The 19,338-nt window shown below is 40.8% G+C and carries 19 protein-coding genes; 14 read left to right on the plus strand and 5 right to left on the minus strand.

Going from position 1 to position 19,338, the window contains the following annotated elements:
- The first annotated feature begins 61 nt into the window (after positions 1-61).
- The 5 genes from G626_RS17790 (at position 62) to G626_RS0114600 (ending at position 6,424) form a co-directional block, all read left to right on the plus strand.
- Entirely contained in the window at positions 62-1,381 is a 1,320-nt protein-coding gene (locus G626_RS17790) for an IS4 family transposase (protein WP_081647530.1), read from the plus strand.
- 101 nt (positions 1,382-1,482) lie between these two features.
- On the plus strand, positions 1,483-3,297 hold the full coding sequence (locus G626_RS0114585) for a sensor histidine kinase (RefSeq protein WP_022933523.1): 1,815 nt from the start codon (positions 1,483-1,485) through the stop codon (positions 3,295-3,297).
- Positions 3,294-4,760: a response regulator transcription factor gene (locus G626_RS0114590; protein WP_022933524.1), complete on the plus strand. Its 1,467-nt coding sequence runs from the start codon at positions 3,294-3,296 to the stop codon at positions 4,758-4,760. Before G626_RS0114585 ends, G626_RS0114590 begins: the two co-directional genes overlap by 4 nt.
- 13 nt (positions 4,761-4,773) lie before the next feature.
- Positions 4,774-5,628: a TIGR02757 family protein gene (locus tag G626_RS0114595; protein ID WP_022933525.1), complete on the plus strand. Its 855-nt coding sequence runs from the start codon at positions 4,774-4,776 to the stop codon at positions 5,626-5,628.
- Between the two features lie 7 nt (positions 5,629-5,635).
- Complete coding sequence (locus G626_RS0114600) at positions 5,636-6,424, plus strand: alpha/beta hydrolase (RefSeq protein ID WP_033421929.1); 789 nt, start codon at positions 5,636-5,638, stop codon at positions 6,422-6,424.
- 166 nt (positions 6,425-6,590) lie between these two features.
- On the opposite strand, the gene G626_RS0114605 is transcribed toward G626_RS0114600, so the two are convergent.
- Positions 6,591-7,268, minus strand: coding sequence for a DUF3800 domain-containing protein (locus G626_RS0114605; RefSeq protein ID WP_156003383.1), 678 nt, complete (start codon positions 7,266-7,268; stop codon positions 6,591-6,593).
- 564 nt (positions 7,269-7,832) lie between these two features.
- Between G626_RS0114605 and G626_RS0114615 the strand changes: the two genes are divergently transcribed.
- The 3 genes from G626_RS0114615 to pgeF are packed head-to-tail and all read left to right on the plus strand — an operon-like array spanning position 7,833 to position 10,008.
- Positions 7,833-8,600, plus strand: coding sequence for a type III pantothenate kinase (locus tag G626_RS0114615; protein ID WP_022933529.1), 768 nt, complete (start codon positions 7,833-7,835; stop codon positions 8,598-8,600).
- A gap of 25 nt (positions 8,601-8,625) precedes the next feature.
- Entirely contained in the window at positions 8,626-9,237 is a 612-nt protein-coding gene (locus tag G626_RS16980; RefSeq protein ID WP_022933530.1) for an ECF transporter S component, read from the plus strand.
- Between the two features lie 3 nt (positions 9,238-9,240).
- Entirely contained in the window at positions 9,241-10,008 is a 768-nt protein-coding gene (gene pgeF, locus G626_RS16985) for a peptidoglycan editing factor PgeF (protein WP_022933531.1), read from the plus strand.
- Between the two features lie 21 nt (positions 10,009-10,029).
- Here the strand turns inward: pgeF and G626_RS0114630 are convergent, their stop codons facing one another.
- Both G626_RS0114630 and G626_RS0114635 read right to left on the minus strand, forming a co-directional pair.
- A complete protein-coding gene (locus tag G626_RS0114630) occupies positions 10,030-10,452 on the minus strand; it encodes a helix-turn-helix domain-containing protein (protein ID WP_022933532.1) in 423 nt (140 codons plus the stop codon).
- Positions 10,453-10,462: 10 nt separating this feature from the next.
- Positions 10,463-11,539, minus strand: a complete 1,077-nt coding sequence (locus G626_RS0114635) for an acyltransferase family protein (RefSeq protein WP_022933533.1) — start codon at positions 11,537-11,539, stop codon at positions 10,463-10,465.
- A gap of 148 nt (positions 11,540-11,687) precedes the next feature.
- Here G626_RS0114635 and G626_RS0114640 point away from each other — a divergent pair, with 148 nt between their 5' ends.
- A complete protein-coding gene (locus tag G626_RS0114640) occupies positions 11,688-12,620 on the plus strand; it encodes a DUF1848 domain-containing protein (RefSeq protein ID WP_022933534.1) in 933 nt (310 codons plus the stop codon).
- 23 nt (positions 12,621-12,643) lie between these two features.
- Here the strand turns inward: G626_RS0114640 and G626_RS17795 are convergent, their stop codons facing one another.
- Positions 12,644-13,780, minus strand: a complete 1,137-nt coding sequence (locus G626_RS17795; RefSeq protein WP_022933535.1) for a helix-turn-helix domain-containing protein — start codon at positions 13,778-13,780, stop codon at positions 12,644-12,646.
- Positions 13,781-14,034: 254 nt separating this feature from the next.
- Here G626_RS17795 and G626_RS0114650 point away from each other — a divergent pair, with 254 nt between their 5' ends.
- The 5 genes from G626_RS0114650 (at position 14,035) to G626_RS0114670 (ending at position 17,848) form a co-directional block, all read left to right on the plus strand.
- Positions 14,035-14,928: a class I SAM-dependent methyltransferase gene (locus G626_RS0114650; RefSeq protein ID WP_022933536.1), complete on the plus strand. Its 894-nt coding sequence runs from the start codon at positions 14,035-14,037 to the stop codon at positions 14,926-14,928.
- Entirely contained in the window at positions 14,915-15,700 is a 786-nt protein-coding gene (locus G626_RS0114655) for a class I SAM-dependent methyltransferase (RefSeq protein WP_022933537.1), read from the plus strand. Before G626_RS0114650 ends, G626_RS0114655 begins: the two co-directional genes overlap by 14 nt.
- A 35-nt stretch (positions 15,701-15,735) precedes the next feature.
- Positions 15,736-16,227, plus strand: coding sequence for an NUDIX hydrolase (locus G626_RS0114660; protein WP_022933538.1), 492 nt, complete (start codon positions 15,736-15,738; stop codon positions 16,225-16,227).
- An 18-nt stretch (positions 16,228-16,245) separates the two neighbouring features.
- Positions 16,246-16,644: a GNAT family N-acetyltransferase gene (locus G626_RS17800; RefSeq protein WP_022933539.1), complete on the plus strand. Its 399-nt coding sequence runs from the start codon at positions 16,246-16,248 to the stop codon at positions 16,642-16,644.
- A gap of 310 nt (positions 16,645-16,954) precedes the next feature.
- Positions 16,955-17,848: an AraC family transcriptional regulator gene (locus G626_RS0114670; RefSeq protein ID WP_022933540.1), complete on the plus strand. Its 894-nt coding sequence runs from the start codon at positions 16,955-16,957 to the stop codon at positions 17,846-17,848.
- A 154-nt stretch (positions 17,849-18,002) separates the two neighbouring features.
- On the opposite strand, the gene G626_RS0114675 is transcribed toward G626_RS0114670, so the two are convergent.
- A complete protein-coding gene (locus tag G626_RS0114675) occupies positions 18,003-19,091 on the minus strand; it encodes an IS110 family RNA-guided transposase (protein ID WP_022932464.1) in 1,089 nt (362 codons plus the stop codon).
- Positions 19,092-19,338 lie beyond the last annotated feature (247 nt).

Here is a 19,338-nt window from a genome sequence, read left to right on the forward strand (position 1 = left end):
CAACATCATCAACTTAAGGAACCTACTATTTAAAAATTCTAAAATCTATTAGAATTTCTGTATGGGTGGAAAAAGTATAACAAGATTTAACAGAACTGTCTCTTTATGGAAATCTAAAAAGATTAGAGAAATAGCCAGAGGAAGCCGTAAAAATGTTTTCGTGAGGGTACGAAAAATGAGCGTCTATGATATAATGACAAGCATCATAGCACGCAAAGGACTTACGGCAGCAATGGAAATTAGAAATTATTCCAAGAAAAGCGGAAAAGACGAAATATCAAAACAAGCCTGGCTCAAGGCGAGACAAAACCTAAATCCAGAAGTATTCAGATATGCCAATGACGAATATATAAAATCCTTTTATGAATCAGAGGATGAAGTAAAGCTATGGAATGGTTATCTTGTACTTGCGATAGACGGCAGTAAAGCAGAAATTCCAAACTCTGAAGAAAATAGAAAAACATATGGAACTCAGGGGAATATATATTGCGAAGGACCTGCCCGGGCTTTAATAAGCGGCCTTTTTGATGTCCTCAATGATTTTTTCATAGATCTTCAGATATGCAATGTAAATGTGAATGAACTTGAAGCTGCAAAAGAAAACATCAATGCGATAGAGAGAATAGGACTAAAACAAAAGATTATCATAATTTTTGACAGAGGTTATCCTTCATTAGAACTTTTAAATTATCTTGATGAACAGAAAATAGCTTATATAGTGAGAATTTCTTCAACCTTCTGTAAAAATGAGAGACAGCAGACAGAAAGCAATGACTCTGTTGTAAAAATATTGAATACAAAAACAAAGCTGATGAAATTGAAAGCTAAGAATGAAGATCTGTATGAAAAAATTAAAGACAATGAATTCACAGCCACAAGACTAATCCGTGACAAAACTCCAGCAGGAGATGAATTTGCAATTTTGACGAGTCTTCCTGATGATATAAAAAGCGAAGAAATTATAAGTGCATATTTTCTGAGATGGAAAATAGAAGATGCTTATAACACAATAAAAAATAAGATGAGATTCGAAAGCGTAACAGGAAATGCAAGTATTTATGTAGAGCAGGATTTTCTTGCGCAGGTTTATGTATATAACATGATGGAAGATGTGAGACATACTGCAGAAGAAAAACTTCAGAAGAAACCTGATAAATATATGTATCCTCAGAGAATCAATCAGAATGTTGCTATAGGTATATTCAAAGATGAACTTCTTGATATGGCTCTTGAGGAAAATGACAGGATCAGGGTACGTAAACTGAAAAGAATTCAGGCAGAGATTTCAAAGTACACTCTGCCTGTCCGGAAATCAAAGTCTAAAAAAAGACAGTTTAATAAAGCTAATAAATTCGGCTGTAATCTAAAACCGTCTTTTTAGTCTTAAGTTGATGATGTTGCGCAACGCCCCCGATTACGGCTCGAGGGCGTACAATCTGGGGAAATTCGACAATACGAGGTTTATCATATAAAATGAGAGCCATGAACTTTTCACAGAAATTAGTTTTTGCTTATACCTGTATTGTCGTAATTCCCCTTTTTATTTTAGTAATAACTGCAATGGGATTAATCCGTTCATCCCGTGTAGAAGAACTTGAAGCAAACAGCGAAGGTCTGCTTCAGGAAAATTTAGAAATCGTAAAAAAAAATCAGGAAACCTGTACCCGCTTTGAGTTGTTAGTTAACAGTAACGGACAACTTACACTTTTCTTTACAATTCCAGAACGCAGCAACGAAGATGAAATTATTGAAACAATGATTTCAGAAACAACAATGCTGGAACGTACAATCGAAACAGTTCCAAATATTTATGGACTCAGAGTTTTTGCAGATAATCCAAATGTTCCGGAACGCTGGCCGATTTTTATGAATTCTTCCCGAACAAATCTTAAGGCATTAAACCGCTGGGAGTTTAACTACACTGCAGATTATCTGGGAAATCTTGGTTCATTAAAATATGAATCAGTTTGTACAACAAGAAGACTGGAAAAAAATCACAGGGAAATTGGTTATATTCAGATCGCAATGAAGACCAGCGATTTTTTTCCATTCCTTTTTAAAAATATAAATGAGTACAATAATGATTATGCATATCGTGAAGTTCTAAATGAAAAAACAAATCAAATGGAACTCATTCCTATCACCAATGAAATTATAGAAAGAGCAAATGAGCCATTAAGCGAAAAGTTATTTGAAGAGTTTTCTGCAGAAGTATTCCGTAGAAAACAGGGAGAACTTTTACCGGGTGGAAAAGTAATTCTTAAAAATAACAGCGAAGTTCGTTATTCAAGCTGGGTTAGAGTTCCAGATTTGAATATCATTTTACTACATACCTGTTCTTCAGAACAGATTCAGAAAAGTCTCTTTTTAATTCAGTCAGGAATTTTAATTGGACTTTTTATTACTATTTTTCTTTTGTACTTTTTAGTCCGCTATCTTACAAGCCGTCTCATGGCCAGAGTTTATAAATTGATACGCGGAATGAAACAGGTACAGAAGGGAAATCTCGAGGCACTTGTAGAAGTTACCGGCTACGATGAAGTAACAGAAGCACAGCAGACCTTTAATAAAATGACGGAACAGCTTCGAAGTCAGATAGAAGAAATCAGGAAAGAACAGCAGCTGATTGCCGACACAGAAATGAAGGCAATGCAGAATCAGATAAATGCTCACTTCCTTTACAATGCCCTCGAGACAATCAAAATGCAGGCCGTAATTGCCGGCGAAACTGATGTTGAAGAAAGCATTAACGTTCTAGGAAAACTTATGCATTACTGCCTGCGCTGGCGAGTTCATACAGTTACGCTGGAAGAAGAAGTAGATTACATCCGTTCATATATTTATCTCCTGAATATCAGAAATGATTATGTAATCTCGCTTAAGACAGAGATTAGCGATGAATGTAAAAAAATTGTAATTCCAAAAATGAGTCTGCAGCCACTGGTTGAAAATGCCTTCTTCTATGCAATAGAGCCGCTTGGAAAAGATGCAGTCATAAAAGTTTATACTGAATGTGAAGGCCCGGAGTCGGACCGCATATGGCTTTGTGTACGAGATTATGGAAAAGGTATTTCAGAAGAAAAACAAAAAGAGCTTATGGACTATCTTGCAGATGATACTTATGAAAGAGATTCAACAGGCAGTATTGGATTAAAAAATATACAGCAGAGACTAACTGTTTTCTGCGGAAAAGAATATAGACTTGTGATTGAGTCAAAAGAGGGCGAGGGAACACTTATAAAAATTCCGGTTCCCCGCCAGTTTATTCAAAGCGAGAAAGGAGGCGATGCACAATGATTACGGTAGTATTAGCAGATGACGAAAAACTCATTCGTGCGGGACTCAAAAAAATCCTTTTAGATTCTATAGATATCCCGCTCGAAATTATTGAAGCAAAAAACGGACAGGAGGCGCTGGAACTTTGCCAGGAAAAGCAGCCGGAAATTTTAATTACTGATATTCGTATGCCTGTGATGGACGGCGTTGAGCTTATGAAAAATATTTCTCAACTGGAAGAAGTTCGTCGTCCTGCAATAATTGTACTTAGTGGTTATGATGATTTTTCTTATGCAAAGGCTGCAATCCAGAGCGGAGCTCTCTCTTATATTTTAAAGCCGGTTGATAAAAAAGAACTGATAACTGCCGTAAACTCTGCAATCATGGATTCCTTAAAAGAAGAAAAAGAAAGAAATGAGGAAAAGTTCCGGCAGATAATTGAAAAAGGAAGACTTGATGGAGTTTCTGGTTTACCAGAAATTACAATTAAAAACGGGCTTCGCTGTATTGTCATTTATGGGAAAAATTCTATTCAGGCACTTGAAGCGGTAATGCAGGGCCGACGTTATTATGTGATAGAACAGACAAAAAACTCTGTGCTTATTGTTTATCCTTTTGATGGACAGGAAGTAAAGTATGAAGAAAGCTATCTGGATACTTATATCGTAGGAATTTCAGGCCCTGCAGATGATTACTCAATGCTTAGAACAATGAAACGTCAGGCAATGACTGCTGCCATGCAGGGATTCTTCAATGCTGAGAATGGAGAAATATTAAAAGACAAAAGACGTGGTGGATTGTATTTCTGGGAAAATGACAGGCACATAAGTGATTTTACAACGCTTGATGAAATTTATGAAAAGATGATAGGTCATTGCGATATTGCATCTCCAGAAGAAACACAGGCAGATGTGGCCCAGTTTATAAATTGTTTTACAGAGAATGCAAAATTGAATTCTGAAACACTATATTATCTTTACAGAAAAATTACTTCAAATATGTTTTCAAGATATCCGGGCTATACAGATTCAGATATGTATCTTCATATTAAGAGCATTATGATTGAAAACATTTTTGAGTATGCCACTCTTGAAGAATGGCAGAGCAGTGTTATGGATTATGCAGTATATCTTTCGGCCCTGCTCAAGCAGAATACAAAAGAGTCTCCTTATATAACTGAAGCACTTGCCTTTATAAAAACTCACTTTAAGAAAAATATAAACATGGCAATGGTAGCAAATCAGGTATCGGTAAACTACACATGGTTTTCTGAAAAATTTAAAGAACATACCGGTGTAAACTTTAATGAATACCTTAAGCGTCTTAGAATTGATGAAGCAAAAAAGCTTCTGGAAAAAGGAACTTACAAAGTTTACGAAGTTGCTGAGCGCTGCGGATTTTCTGATGTAAAATACTTTATGAAAATATTCCGCGAAGAAACAGGAATGTCACCAACCGAGTGGAGCAAGAAACACGAATCGTGATATTATAGATTCGATGACAGATTCAAAAATTAACATTTCCGATGAACTCAAAGTAAAGCTTCGTGAACTCGCAGACCGTTACGAGGTGGCTTCTTTTACAAAAGAGGATCCTTCTCAGTTTTTACGCTGGTACCGGCCTGAGGAAGGACGTGGCACTGTGGCAGATGTAGAGGCGGCTTCTTTTATTGCAGCAATGCTGGCTTTTGGAAGCAGGAAACAGTTTATTTCTAAGATACGAGAGATTCTGGAAACTTCCGACCGTTCGTTAGGAAGTATTACAGAGTGGCTGAAGCAGGGAAAATACACTTCAGATTTTCCACGTGGGGCAGCCAAGTTTTACAGATTTTATTCTTATGATGATATGCAGGTATTCTTTGAGGAGTTGAGGGATATTCTGAAGGAAGCTGGAAGTCTTGGAGAATTCGTAAAAGCAAAAATGTACGACGGGGGCGCTACGGGGGTGTCCCCCGTTAGAAGGGGTAGCGAAAGACCGCGAAGCGGGCTGGAGCGAGGGGAAGGCATTCCCCTCCTGCATGAAATTGTTTCTTCATCTTTCCCAAAGTCTGCTATTGTTCCAAAGGGACGCAGCTCGGCAAACAAACGTATCCACATGTTCCTGCGCTGGATGGTAAGGCGGGGTTCACCTGTAGACCTGGGGATCTGGGACTGGGCAGATCCGGCCTCTCTTCTTATACCACTTGATGTTCACGTAATGCAGGAGGCGGCTAAGCTGGGGCTCATAGCAGAAGGAGCCGCAGCTTCGCGCAAGACCGCAGAGTGTCTCACAGCCGCTCTCGCAGAAGTTTTTCCGGGCGACCCTTGCCGTGGGGACTTTGCCCTATTTGGCCTCGGCGTAGATGTGCTATAATAAATATATGGCAGACTTAACAATAAGATTTTATTCCGACGTCCTCAAACGCGACGTTTCATTTTTAATGCAGATTCCAAACGACATTCGTCGAGATTACCCTCGCAATGACCTCAAGCGCGACGGTAAACCAATGAAGACTTTATTTTTGCTTCACGGCTACAGCGGAGCCGCCTTCAACTGGGTTCCGGGTAATCTCGCGGAGCAGTACAATTTTGCAGTTGTAATTCCGAGCGGCGAGAACTCTTTCTGGATTGACGGGCCGGCTACCGGTCGTCAGTTTGCAACCTTCCTGGGTGTTGAGCTTCTGGAATATGTTCGCAAAACTTTTCATCTTGCAATGACAGCCGAAGACACTTACCTCATGGGCTTTTCAATGGGCGGCTTTGGAGCCCTTCATACAGGCTTTGCTTATCCGGAAAAGTTCAGTAAAGTAATCGCACTTTCTTCAGCACTTATTCACAATGAAGTTATGCACATGAAAGAAGGCGAAGGTAATCCTATCGCAAATTACGATTACTACCGCATGTGCTTCGGCGACCCGGCAAAACTCCCAGAGAGCGACAACAATCCGGAATATCTTTTGAAAAAACAGCTTGCAGCCGGCAAAAAGCTCCCGCAAATCTGGATGGCCTGCGGCATCGAAGATTTCCTCCTCGAACCAAACCGTGCCTTCCACAAGTTCCTGCAAGATCAGGGTGTAGCCCACACCTACGAAGAAGGCCCCGGCATCCACGATATGAACTTCTGGCAGGAATGGGCCGGCAAGTTTATTCCGATGGCATTCGGTGAATAAATGGATTGCCACGTCGCTACGCTCCTCGCAATGACGTCATTGCGAGCGTAGCGAAGCAATCCATTTTGCCAAATGCACTTATTAATGAAAAAATTGAAAACAAGAATTTATTAGTATAGTATTTTATTACTGATTAATTTTTCCGGTCAACATAAAATTATATGTGTTATTTCCATTCTTTCTTTTTCAGGGTTTTCAGATAGTTTTGTTTTAAATCTCGAAAATTACCAAAGAAATTCATTTCAGAATTTGAAAAAATATTATTTTCAATTTTTAGTTTTATTAGTTCCATTGTGCAGATAAAATCAGCTACTTGAAACAGTTTATAGTCAGCAGGCATTACTTTTCGAAAAATAGGATTTTGTAAAAGTGCATTAAATACAGAAGAAAGAAGTCTGCTTATTTGAATTTGTCCATTGTCGTAATAAATCTTAACAGCATCAAAAGCAAGAAATTCGTTGAAATGTTCTCGAATGAATTGTGAAATTTGTTTTGAAAGTTTTCCTGTAGCTTCAACAGAATCTTCAATGTGTTTTTTCTCTATGTAAAAGCATTTATATTGAATATCAATTGAACGTATGAATGCCATCATTTTGTTGAATATTCTACGGCGTTCAACAACATCCATTTCTTTATAAATTTCTTCTTTTCGGATAATTGGTCCAGTATGAATACACAGATTTTTAAGACCAAGGTACGACAGTTCTGTTTCAAGATGAAGTATATTTTCCTGTATATCCACATCTTGGTTATGGAAAACCATAGTGATAATGTAGTATGGGGAATGAAAACTATATTCTCCAAAATCTCCAGATTCGTCTATAAAAATGCTAAGTTCTTTCAAAATATTTTCCTAAAAAAAAAGGCGAGGAACTTCCTCGCCGGTAGATGGACCTGGGTCTCTCGACCAGCCCTATAAGTTATATTTTATTTGATTTGGTTGTTTTGTCAAGGTTGAAATTATCTATCTAAAAAAGACTCTAAAATTAGAATTATATCCGACAAATTTGACATTTTTGTCATAATTCACTATTCTACAAAGCGAGGACAGTTACCTTAAACAGTGTCATTTCCCGGTTTGACCGGGGAATTTCTGACAGGAATTGATCTTCGCTTTATTTTTTGCCCGGTGAGGGTTTACACAAAAGGGCCGCTGAGGTCTTACACATCTACAAGACTTGATCCAAGGAGGACAGGTACTATGACTCTTCAAACCTAAATCAACACATTTTTGAATTCTCAATATATGGATTGCCACGTCGTCCTACGGACTCCTCGCAATGACGTAGTTACTGCTGGGGGCGTTGCGGGGGTTACCCCCGCAGAGAGGGTAGCGGAAGACCGCGAAGCGGGCTGGAGCGAGGGGGAGACTTCCCCCTCCTGACGAGGACAAATTTCGGAGGTGCATATGATTTTAACAATCGATGTTGGAAATACTTCTACGGCTTGCGGGCTTTTTGATGGTGAGGAATGCGTGCTCCGCTTCCGCCGTTCGACAAATATCAATTCGAGCTCGGATGAGATCGGCGTTTTTCTGCGTTCGGTTTTGCGCGAGAATGGTTTTGACTGGCAGAAAATCACTAAGATTGGCTGCTGCTCTGTTGTGCCGGCGATTAATCACTCGCTGAGCCGGGCCTGCGCAAAATATCTGGACCGCGAGCCGCTCTTTATTCAGGCTGGAATTAAGACCGGCCTCAAGCTGCGCTATTCGAACCCTAAGGAAATTGGTGCAGACCTGATTGCGGCTGCCATGGGTGCGGTTGATTTATATGCCGGAAAAAATCTTATCATTATTGATATGGGCACTGCGATTACTGCGGAGCTTGTTTCTAAAGATAAGGAATTTCTTGGCGGTGTAATTATGCCTGGTATGAAGATTTCTGTGGATGCTCTTGCGGGCGGAACTGCAAAGCTGACCTCGGTTGAAATCATGAAGCCGGAACATGTTTACGGCCTTTCAACTACCGAAGCAATTCAGGCGGGTCTTTACTATGGAACTGCCGGAGCTCTGAAGGAATTCTGTTATCAATTTAAAAAGAATGTCTTCCATGGAGAAGACACTCTCGTAATCGGCACGGGCGGTTTTGCAAGAACTTTTGAAGATTATAAATTGTTCGACGAAATCATTCCGGGCCTGGTACTTTCCGGCGTAAAGGTTGCGCTGGATTTGAATTAACGGAGAGAAAAAAAGGAGATTAATTATGTCAACAAACGAAACTTTATCACTCAATAAAAAACTCACTCTTACTGGTGCCTTCAGTGCGCTTGTAATCGTACTTGGAATTACAAAGCTTGGTTTTATTTCACTTGGCCCAACTGCATCAATTACAATTCTTCACATTCCTGTAATTTTGATTTGTATGCTGGCTGGTCTTCCAGAAGGACTTTTCGTTGGCCTCGTATTCGGCTCTCTTTCTTTGATTCAGGCTGCTATGAGTCCAACCGGTGCCCTTGATCCTTTCTTTGTAAACCCTCTGATTTCTGTTCTTCCACGTATGATTATTGCTGTAATTGCATGGGGACTCTGGAAGGCATTGAATCTTATTCCTCATATGCCAAAAACTGTAGCTGCCGGAATCACAGGCTTTATCACAACTATATGTCATACTCTTCTTGTACTCGGAAGTCTCTATGTTTTCAAGGCTGCTGATGTAAAAGCTGCTCTCGGCGGAATGGGATATTTTGCTTTGGTTGGTGCCTGCGGATTTAATGCTGTGCTTGAGGCTATTGCTGCAACAATTCTTTGTGCTGCTGTTTTTGCCGGACTTTTTGTTGCAGGTAAAAAGCATTCAAAGCTTTCTGAAGAAAAGTAAAAGATGTCTGTAAGATATTTTTCCATTCCAGAGCTGGATAAAACCGGCGGTGTAAAAACTCTTTATACAAGTTCCTGTGATATTGCCTGGAATTATGAAGACGCCCATGCCCGAGATAATTATCAGGACCTGGGCCAACAGCTTGGCATCAGACCAGAGGACATGGTCAAATCAAAGCAGACTCATACAGATGTGGTAAAAATCGTGACCCGCAAAAACTGCGGCGACGGTATTCTGCGTCCATTGGATGAAAGCGAACCCTACGACGGCCTTATCACAAATGAAAAAAATCTTCTTTTGTGCACGGTGGAAGCGGACTGTGTCCCTGTGTATTTTTACGATCCGGTAAAAGAAGTTATAGCCATGGTTCACAGCGGCTGGAAGGGAACAGTCAAAAAAATCTCGCAAGTTACAATTCAAAAAATGAAGAGTTCTTTTGGCTGCCAGCCTTCTGATATGTTTGTTGCGATAGGGCCGCATATCTGCAAAGACTGCTATGAAGTGGGTGAAGATCTTTATGAGGAATTCAGTAAGACCTTTGCCCCAGCGGAAATGGAAAAAATCTTTATCAGAAAAAATCAGGAAAAATATCTTTTGAATCTGGAAGAGGCTGTTAGGCTAACCTTACTTGAATGCGGGGTGGTTGCAGAAAACATTTTTTCTGCCGGAGTCTGCACCCTGCATTCACAGGTCGAAGGCTACAGCTTCTGTTCATATAGAAGAACAAAATCAAAGACAGAGCGCATGCTTACTGCCATAATGATGAAATAAAATCTTCAGAAAATGACAGTCTTATTTTTTAAGTTTTTTGACTAAATTCGCCAGGGATAAAAAACTACTGGCCTTAACCAGGGCCAGACCTTGTCCTTCATCACCGAGCACCACCAGCTGATCACCGGTGGAAATCTCAAAAATCTTTCTGGCTTTTGCGGGGATTACAATCTGGCCTTTATCACCAACAGTGACAAGGCCAAAAAGATGCTTGCCCTTTGGAGGGACGCCCAGTCCAAGATTTTCTTCCGGCTCATAATTTGCCAGGTCGTCAAGAGAGACCCCGAAAATATCAGCCAGCTGTTTGCATTTATCCAGGTCTGGAATACTTTCGCCGGCTTCCCATTTAGCAACAGACTGGCGGGTAACACCAAGCTTTTCAGCAATGTCTTCCTGAGTCAGCTGTAAGACTTTTCGCATTTGAACAAGATTATCTTTGAACATTAAGGTCTTCCTATTTCTTTTTGATTCCCAGAACTGCCCATCTGAAGAATGGAATTCTCGAAATCACTTCATACAAAGCGTATCCGAAAACAAAGCCTGCGACAAGACTCAAAAGATAACTTACCGGAGCAGGAAGAAGACCTGGCTTTGCAAGGAAGAGGGCAACACTTGAAATCCCCAGATAGTGGAAAACATAAAGCCCAAAGCTGTGATGACTCATCCACTCTGTAAAGCCATTCGAGAAATCAGCGAAGCGGGCAAAGCCGCTCAGCATGGCAAGCGAACCTATATAAGCACACAGAGAAAAAAGGAAGCCCCGGTTAATCGGCTTATCAGCATATTTCTGACCAAAATACAAAACCGTAAAAGTTACGCACAAGGCAAGAGCAAGGGCAATCAGAGGGAGCGCTAGCTTTTTGATTTTTTCCATCACTTCTTCATTTGAAAAAACATAATAGCCCAGAAGGAAAAAGACAAAATAAAATGCAAAGCGATAAACAGAAACAATAGGCGTATTCAAAATCTGAGCAGCTCCCCAGATTGGAAAATAGAAAAGAGGAAGCAGCCAGAGAGGAGTTTTTGCTCCCGCCTGCAGTAATTTTCCTTTTTCGATTTTTCTGATTATCACAAGGAGAAGACTGTAAATCCATAAAAGATGCATGTACCATAGCACACCGCTTCCCGACGCAACCATAATCATATAAATTATTGGCCCTGGAACACCTGCTTCCTTAAGTCCCGCAATGCCGCCTCCCAGAGACATGCTTACGTAGCCCTGAATGAACTGGAAAAAGAAAAGTCCGATGGTCGAAGGCACCAACAGCTTCAGGCTACGTGATTTTATGAATTCTTTATCAGTATGCTGCTCAAGGCTCAGTCTTGCACTGATTCCTGAAACGATAAAGAGCAGAGTCATGAACCAGGGATAAACCAGATATTCAAAGGCATCGTAGTACTGAACCTTCAGATTTGTGATTTTTCCCAGGCCACCCAGCACTCCTTCTGAGTTATACATATAAAAAACGTGATAGATTACAACAATTACAACCGTTACCCAGCGGATGTTGTCCAAGTAGTGTTTTCTCATACATTTACCACCTTTGCAATAATTATTAACATAATTGTATTGCGAGTTCTGCGGCAAGTCTACCAAGAATTATTAACATTTTTGAAGATTTTATGTTAGAAATAGTTGCGACAAGAGGGATTTTCTATGATATCATGGAAATGATTTTATGATTCTAAATACTGGTCAGCGTACAGATATTCCAGCTTTCTTCCCCGAGTGGCTTGCAAACAGGATTAAGGAAGGATATGTCCTTGTAAGAAATCCTTATAACCCGAGCCTTGTTACTCGTTACGAAATTAATCCGCAGGTTGTGGACGCCATTGGTTTTTGTACAAAAAATCCTGCGCCCTTTTTTCCTTACTTAGATTTGGTGAAAGATTTTGGCCAGTTCTGGTACCTTACGATTACGCCTTATGGAAAGGATATTGAGCCCGGGGTGCCGGAGAAGTCTGAGGTAATTGAGAGCTTCAAGTTTTTGTCTCGCGTGGTTGGGGCAGGGGCTGTCGGCTGGCGTTACGATCCCATTTTTGTTGATTCAAAATACACTGTTGATTTTCATCTGCGGGCTTTTGAAAAGATGGCGAATGCGCTCGAAGGCTATACAAAAATAGTTGTAATCAGTTTTATTGATTTGTATGAAAAGGTGAAGCGCAATTTTCCGGGAGTGCGTGAGGTTAGTGATAAGGATAAACTTTTTCTGGGGCGGGGGATTATTAAAATTGCCGCTGACCATGGTATGACTGTGAAGCCCTGCGGCGAAGGAGATTTCCTTGCACCATACGGGGCAGACTGTGGTGGCTGCATGACCATCCACGATTATGAAAGAGCCATCGGTAAAAAGCTCAAGGTGCCCAATTACAAACCCTCACGAAAAGAATGTGCCTGTTATCTTTCTGCAGATATTGGCGCATATGACACCTGCCGTCACTTTTGCAAATACTGTTACGCAAACAACGATCTGTCTCAGGTTGCAAAAAATCAAAAATTACACGACCCTACTTCGCCCTTTCTTATTGGAGGCAGCCTGCCGGGAGACAAGCTTCATATCGCGGAACAAAAATCCTGGGTGGATAATCAGCTGGAGCTGGGGTTTGAATAAGATAAACCCCAGCTGCAAAAAGTTTACAATACTTTTTTCAATGCTTCTTCGCCGCACCAGTTCCTGATTTTTTCTTCAAGTTCTTTTACACGGCGGTCACCGTCTTCTTTTGTGTAAAGCTTCATATTCAAGATGCCTTTTTCATCATAGGCATTCAGAAGGTCTTTACGCTCAAGCTCGGCTGCGCAAAAATCAACATAATCATAAATCAGTTTTTTTAGCGCGGCAAAATCTTCGCGGGCAGCTTTGATATCTTCAGCGCGACCAGACTTCAACTTACCGCAAATCTTAAAGGCATACAAATCCTTCACAAAGCCCTGACAGAATGGCTTCATAGTCGGATCCTTGCAGATTGCAAAAATTATGTTCAAAGCCCATTCGCAATAGCCGGCCGCCAGTTCAGGCTTGTTCCAGAAATAAGTTTCTGCGGAATATACAAACTCCTTGTTGAAGGGCAGACACATGAGCTGAGAATTATTGTGCTGAGCCTTAAGCTGTGCCTCAACGCCATTTTCAAAGCCTTCCAGCTTTGCAAGAATACTTTCCTTGAGCATGTTAGATTTTATGCTTGGCAGTTTTTCTATGTGCTCGCGGGCCTTTTCGTATTCTTTACAGTGAATGTAAATCCAGGAAAGAGCGAAGTGAGTTTTTTCAACAAAATCTTCTTCCTTGCAGTAGCGGATAACTTGAACAGATTTTTTCAAAGCCTCGTCAAAATATTTGTCGTAGGTTTCATTCATGCCTTTTTTGTATTCGCCGAATGGGTCGATATTGCGGCTTAAGTTTGCAACACTCTGAACAAAGTACATGTAGATTTCAAAGTTCAAGGGATTTGCCTCGCATTCAGAAAGAAGATATTCGCAAGCTTCCAGAGCGCCCTTCTTCTTATCAATCTGACTGCGCAGCTCGCGGAATTTTACATGAACCTTTGCGGCCGTCACTGCATCATAATTTCCCTGTTCGAGACCAAAAAGCGCATCAGTTGAAATATTGAGCACTTTCGCCAGCGGAACAATCTGCGCAGTATCCGGCAGCCCCGCGTCGCTTTCCCATTTGCTCACCGCCTGAGAAGTTACAAAGAGCTGTCCCGCAAGTTCTTCCTGTGTGAGCCCCAGCTGCTTTCTGTAATATTTGATGTTACTTCCAATTGAGTTTTTCATTTTGTTTTGTCTCCTTGTGTTCCGGCAAACTTTATTTATGAGACCCTGAAACAAGTTCAGGGTGACAGGATTGAAAGTTGCCGGTTTTTAATTCCGCGCGGTAATTGTATATTAGCAGAAGTCAGGGAAAAGTCCTAACAATTTATTTTTGGAAATGACTCAACGGAAAGTTGAAAATACAGAAGAAAATCTGCTAGTATGATATTGAAATAAACGAAATCTACGGGAACGCAAGGTTAGTTGGAATTAAAAAAATGACAGATTTTGAAAAAGTAAAAAACTACTACAGGCATTTTGATGAAAAAAACAGACTCAGAAATGATAACAGCGGTAAGCTTGAGTTTTTAATGACGATGAGGATTCTGGAAAAGAATCTGCCGCAGGTGCAGGTGACTGAGAATCCTGAGGGTGCTGTGGCCAATGGGGCTGCTGGAGCTAACTCTGTGGACGGAGTTTCGCTTCTTGACCTTGGTGGCGGGGCTGGAGTTTATTCTTTCCCACTAGCTAAAAAAGGATACAAGGTGACTCTTGCAGATCTTTCAGAAACTTTGTTAGCGCAGGCTAATAAACAGAAGGAAGAAGATGGTGTTCAGAATCTGATTTCATGTGATCAGGTTAATGCAACTGACCTTAGCTGTTACAAGGACCAGTCTTTTGATGTAGTTTTGCTTTTTGGACCTCTTTATCATCTTACAGAAAAAGCCGAGTGCGAAAAATGTATAAGCGAAGTTAGTCGCGTTCTTAAAAAAGGTGGAAAAGTTTTTGCAAGTTTTATTCCACATCTGTCTGGCAGCATTGCACTTGTTCAAAGATTCTGCTGGAGTCCTGAGCAGGTTGATATCAATACTCTGGAAGAATGTTTTGAATCCGGTAAGTTTAAGAATCTTTCAGACAAAGGTTTTCAGGAAGGCTACTATCCAGCCTCAGAAGAAATTGAAAATCTCTTTTCTGCAAACGGTTTTGAAAAAATCCTGCTGCGTTCTATCCGTGGTTTTGGTTACGAAAAAGAAGATGTGATTTTCAAATTCAAAAATAAAAATGTCTTTTCAAAAATCCTGGACTTAATTGATTCAACTGCGGAAGATAAATCAATAATCGAAATGTGCGGGCACGCAATGTATGTGGGAGTAAAAAATGAGCACAATTAATAATCAGAAAGATGTAAAAGAGCAGTATGCCAGCGCGGGAAATCTGAATACCCGTATTTCGATTCATCAAAAATATTCCACAAATAAAATGGGCTTCGGTAACTGGATTTTTTCGAATTATAAAATTTCGCAGGGAATGAAGGTTCTTGAACTCGGCTGCGGAACCGGCGATATGTGGAAAGGTCACGAGGATTTAATCAAGGCTTGTGACAGGCTTGTTCTTTCTGATTTTTCTGAAGGCATGCTGGAAAATGCAAAAGCAAATCTTGGCGAAAGGGCGGGTCTTGAATATCGCGTGATTGATACTCAGAATATTCCTTTTGATGATGAAACTTTTGACGTCGTGATTGCAAATATGATGCTCTATCATGTGCCGGATATGAATCGCGGACTGTCTGAGGTTCGCCGGGTTTTGAAAAAGGGTGGGGCCTTTTATTGTGCAACTTTCGGTGAGTACGGAATTATGGAATTTCTTTGCAAGGCACTAAATGCTTATGGCGTTGAAGATAATGCTAATAAAAATTTCACCCTGCAGAATGGAAAAGAAATTCTTGAGTCTTTCTTTTCTGAAGTCCAGAAGCTTGATTATGAAGATTCTCTCGCAGTAACAAACCTTGATGATTTAATTGAATATATTTATTCGCTTTCCAGCATGACAAGCTTGAGCTCTGTGCCAAGGGAAGAAATCCGCGAGGTGCTTGGGAAGTTTGTAGTGAATGGGGTTTTGAATGTTCCAAAAGAATATGGAATGTTTTGCTGCAGGAAGGTTTAACGAATCAGATAATATAAAAAATAAGGATAAAAAAAATGAAAAAGCTTGAATTAAAAAATGATGATTTTCTTGGGGTTGTAAAACACCTGCGACATGCCTGCCGTGGAATTGTTGTGCATGAGGGCAAGGTTCTTTTAGGTTATGAAGAAAATAATAACAAGTATATTATTCCTGGTGGTGGCCTTGAAGATGGCGAAACTTATGAGCAGTGTTGTGAGCGGGAACTTCTGGAAGAAACCGGAATGCAGGTTCGGGCAAAAGAAGAATATCTGGAAATTGGAGAACTCTTTTTAGACTGGAACCATATCAATCATTATTTTGTTTGCGAACTGATAAAAGACACCGGCTGCATAAATCTTACCAAAGCAGAAAAAGAGGCCGGCTGTACTTTTAAGTGGCTTACGATGGAAGAAGCTCTGGATATTTTTGGTCGTTACGAAGATTATCATAAAACAAACATTGCCGATTTTGGTTTGTATCGAAGAGAATATTTTGCATTAAAGGAATATAAAGCCCATGTCAGATAAGTATTCAGAGGTGTATAAATGATTTTCAAATATAATGAAAGAGTTAATGTACAAGAGATTTGCAATTTACGGCAGTCAGTTGGCTGGAACAGAATGGAAAAGGAAATGGCGGATCCCAGACTGAAGTCTTATTATCACATTGCTGTTTATGAAGAAGAGAATCAGAAGCTTATCGGATTTGTAGACAGCGTTTCAAATGGAGTTACAGATGCATATATTCAGAATTTAATGGTTCATCCGGATTTTCAGGGTAAGGGGCTTGGTAGTGAACTTATGAATAAGATGATTGAGTATTTGAAAAATGCAGGTATTTATATGATTTCTGTTCTTTATGATGAAAGCTTAAAGGACTTTTATGCCCGCTTCGGTTTTTATAATTTGCTGGGCGGACAGCTGGAAACTTACAAAAGTGATTAGACCAGTTGATTAAGTTCTTTGAAAGTGAAGAAAATTTACTAACTAACGTTAGTTAGATAAGCGTAATTAAAACGGGGCGTTGTACGTTTGCTTCGCTCACTATTGAGTTTTATTCGAAAACTCACGGGGAATTAGCCGGGGGCGTTGCGGGGGTGTCTCCCGCTAGAAGGGGTAGCGTAAGACCGCGGAGCGGGCTGGAGCGCAGGGGGAGACTTCCCCCTCCTCCAAAATAAAAAAGACAAAACTTCGCAAGAAATGACAGGAAATATTTGGCGGTCGGATTTATACTTCAAATCATAAGGACGGAAAAATGGAGTGGATTAAGGTTATCAATGACGCGATTGAATTTATGGAAAAAAATCTGACGGAGGAGATTGGGCTTCTGGAGGTGGCTCGGAGTGTCAACATTTCGGCTTTCCATTTTCATCATGCTTTTACGATTATGACTGGGATTACGCCGGCGGAGTATATTCGAAACAGGCGCCTTACTCTGGCTGGGCTTGAGCTTGCGGATGGCAGCAGCAAAATAATCGACCTTGCATTGAAATATGGATACGAAACGCCCGAGAGCTTTACCAAGGCTTTTTCCCGCTTCCACGGATTTTCTCCCATGCAGGTGCGTAAGGGTAGCCCGCTCAAATCTATGAACCGTTACAATGTCCGAATCACGATTGATGGAGGAACGATTATGGAGTACAAAATCGAAAAATGGGATGAGCTGGATTTGTTAGTCCACGCTAAGGATTTTCACGCTGAGACAAGCGACAACGAGATCCCGGTTTTTTGGGACGAGTATTTTTCTAATGAGACCACGAAAAAGATTCCGGGTTATCTTGGAGTTTGTGCGCAGGGTAGCGGGCCGGGCGGGCTTGCAGATAAGAGCGATGTTTTTAAGTATGGAATTGGCTGCCGTGCGAGTGAGATTGAAGGGCTGGTGGCCGCAGATGGATCTGTGAATGCCGGCAAGATTCCCGAGGGCTTTGAGATTATTCACATTCCGGCTTATACCTGGGCGGTTTTCAAATGCGTTGGTCCTGCGGGCGAGGCTATCAGCGAAGGTTGGGATAAGATTTACAAGGAGTGGCTTCCTTCTGCCGACTACGAACGCATCCTGGACTACGATATTGAAAATTATCTTCCCGGCGATTCGTCTGCTACAGATTACGTTTGCGAGATTTGTCTTCCGGTGAAGAAGAAGGCTTAGGATTTTTATCTGGGCGTTCCCCGAGGAGCGTCGCCTTTCAGCCGCCGCTCCCTAGGTGGCCACTCGCAGGCTTCGCCTGCTCCTGCTGCTCCATGCCCTCCTATGATTTTTGTCAACAAAGAATTATGATTCTTTTATTCTCCAGCCCTCTTTTTCACGAAATTAGAGCTTCTTCAGCAAGTTTTGAAATGTATGCATCAGGAGTTATTGATATTCTAGGCTCATAAACCTGATTATTTTTCAAAAGTGTATAAAGAAGTTCCCCCATTTTTCTGGCAACAGTAACTATAGATTTTCCTTTTCCAATACCACGTGTAACTGCCATGTAATTATATTTATCTTTTAAGGCTCCGCCTGATTTTGACCGCGTAGCTGACCACGCTGCTTGTACCAGTAAAGATCTTAAAATCGGATTTCCCTGTTTCGTTATATGTCCCAATCGGTTTATCGTACACGACCGATCTACTTTTGGAACAAATCCTATAAAATTGCTTACTTGATGTGCATTTTCAAATCTGTTTACATCACCAATATAAGCTACATAAGACAAAGCTGTTATAGGTCCTACTCCAGGAACTGTCATAAGCCGCTGGACTTTCTCATCTGACTTTGTCTCTTCATTTATTTTCTGATTCAGCAACTCTAGTTGCTTTTCTATCAGAATAAGTCGTTCTACAAGTCTTTCTGCTTCCTCTTTTTCATACCCTTTGAGAAGGGGAAGAATATTATCTCTATTTTTAGGCACACACATATCTTTTCGCTTAAACTGTGTATAACCGTTGTGCTCAAAGATTGCGTGCAGACGGTTTATTTCTTTTGTTCTTAGTGATTTTAAAGAACGATATTCGCTCAAGAGTTTTCTTCTTGCCCATTCTTCGTCACTTGGAGGTGTAACAATCGGCATCTCATTTTCATCATGGCTTCGCAAATATTTTGCCAGCTTCATAGAATCCTCTTTATCAGTTTTTCTTGTACTCATAAAGATTATAGCAAGTCTACCTGGATTTAGAATTATTACTCGGCAACCAACTTTGTTTCTGATTATGCGTTCAATTCTAAAAGCTAGATTACAGGCTTCGATGGCAACGACATCATCTTTGTTCAGTTTTTTACACAGATTATCTAAGCCTTCAAAATCAGTTTTTCCGCCTGTTCTTGTTACCTTTCCGTTGGGACCTATAAGACACATCTCATAGGTCTTCTTCCCCAAGTCTAATCCTGCTGCGTTTCCTGCCACTTCCATAAGTGTCCTCCTTTGATATAAAATGAGGACTGGAGAGCAATCCGAGTGCGTTGAACACCGTTCTCCTATTCGCGGTACTGGGGGTCCTGCCCCAGGCCGCTCTTTGTTATACGATGGCCGGCTTTGACAAAACTAACGCACGAGTTTTTTAATCTCCCTAGGCAATGCCTGCCTTCCACCGGCTCTCCAAGTCCGTCAACTCAGAGTACAACTTTTTCTCGGATTATTTAATCATAACAACTAACGC

It is taken from the genome of Treponema bryantii NK4A124, from assembly GCF_000421345.1.
Lineage (GTDB): Bacteria > Spirochaetota > Spirochaetia > Treponematales > Treponemataceae > Treponema_D > Treponema_D bryantii_B.

What these genes read in the sequence shown, in the direction of transcription:
- G626_RS17790 (WP_081647530.1), top strand. Translation starts at nt 62, where the DNA reads ATGGGTGGAAAAAGTATAACAAGATTTAACAGAACTGTCTCTTTATGG.
- G626_RS0114585 (WP_022933523.1), top strand. Translation starts at nt 1,483, where the DNA reads ATGAACTTTTCACAGAAATTAGTTTTTGCTTATACCTGTATTGTCGTA.
- G626_RS0114590 (WP_022933524.1), top strand. Translation starts at nt 3,294, where the DNA reads ATGATTACGGTAGTATTAGCAGATGACGAAAAACTCATTCGTGCGGGA.
- G626_RS0114595 (WP_022933525.1), top strand. Translation starts at nt 4,774, where the DNA reads ATGACAGATTCAAAAATTAACATTTCCGATGAACTCAAAGTAAAGCTT.
- G626_RS0114600 (WP_033421929.1), top strand. Translation starts at nt 5,636, where the DNA reads ATGGCAGACTTAACAATAAGATTTTATTCCGACGTCCTCAAACGCGAC.
- G626_RS0114615 (WP_022933529.1), top strand. Translation starts at nt 7,833, where the DNA reads ATGATTTTAACAATCGATGTTGGAAATACTTCTACGGCTTGCGGGCTT.
- G626_RS16980 (WP_022933530.1), top strand. Translation starts at nt 8,626, where the DNA reads ATGTCAACAAACGAAACTTTATCACTCAATAAAAAACTCACTCTTACT.
- pgeF (WP_022933531.1), top strand. Translation starts at nt 9,241, where the DNA reads ATGTCTGTAAGATATTTTTCCATTCCAGAGCTGGATAAAACCGGCGGT.
- G626_RS0114630 (WP_022933532.1), bottom strand. Translation starts at nt 10,452, where the DNA reads ATGTTCAAAGATAATCTTGTTCAAATGCGAAAAGTCTTACAGCTGACT.
- G626_RS0114635 (WP_022933533.1), bottom strand. Translation starts at nt 11,539, where the DNA reads ATGAGAAAACACTACTTGGACAACATCCGCTGGGTAACGGTTGTAATT.
- G626_RS0114640 (WP_022933534.1), top strand. Translation starts at nt 11,688, where the DNA reads ATGATTCTAAATACTGGTCAGCGTACAGATATTCCAGCTTTCTTCCCC.
- G626_RS17795 (WP_022933535.1), bottom strand. Translation starts at nt 13,780, where the DNA reads ATGAAAAACTCAATTGGAAGTAACATCAAATATTACAGAAAGCAGCTG.
- G626_RS0114650 (WP_022933536.1), top strand. Translation starts at nt 14,035, where the DNA reads ATGACAGATTTTGAAAAAGTAAAAAACTACTACAGGCATTTTGATGAA.
- G626_RS0114655 (WP_022933537.1), top strand. Translation starts at nt 14,915, where the DNA reads ATGAGCACAATTAATAATCAGAAAGATGTAAAAGAGCAGTATGCCAGC.
- G626_RS0114660 (WP_022933538.1), top strand. Translation starts at nt 15,736, where the DNA reads ATGAAAAAGCTTGAATTAAAAAATGATGATTTTCTTGGGGTTGTAAAA.
- G626_RS17800 (WP_022933539.1), top strand. Translation starts at nt 16,246, where the DNA reads ATGATTTTCAAATATAATGAAAGAGTTAATGTACAAGAGATTTGCAAT.
- G626_RS0114670 (WP_022933540.1), top strand. Translation starts at nt 16,955, where the DNA reads ATGGAGTGGATTAAGGTTATCAATGACGCGATTGAATTTATGGAAAAA.
- G626_RS0114675 (WP_022932464.1), bottom strand. Translation starts at nt 19,091, where the DNA reads ATGGAAGTGGCAGGAAACGCAGCAGGATTAGACTTGGGGAAGAAGACC.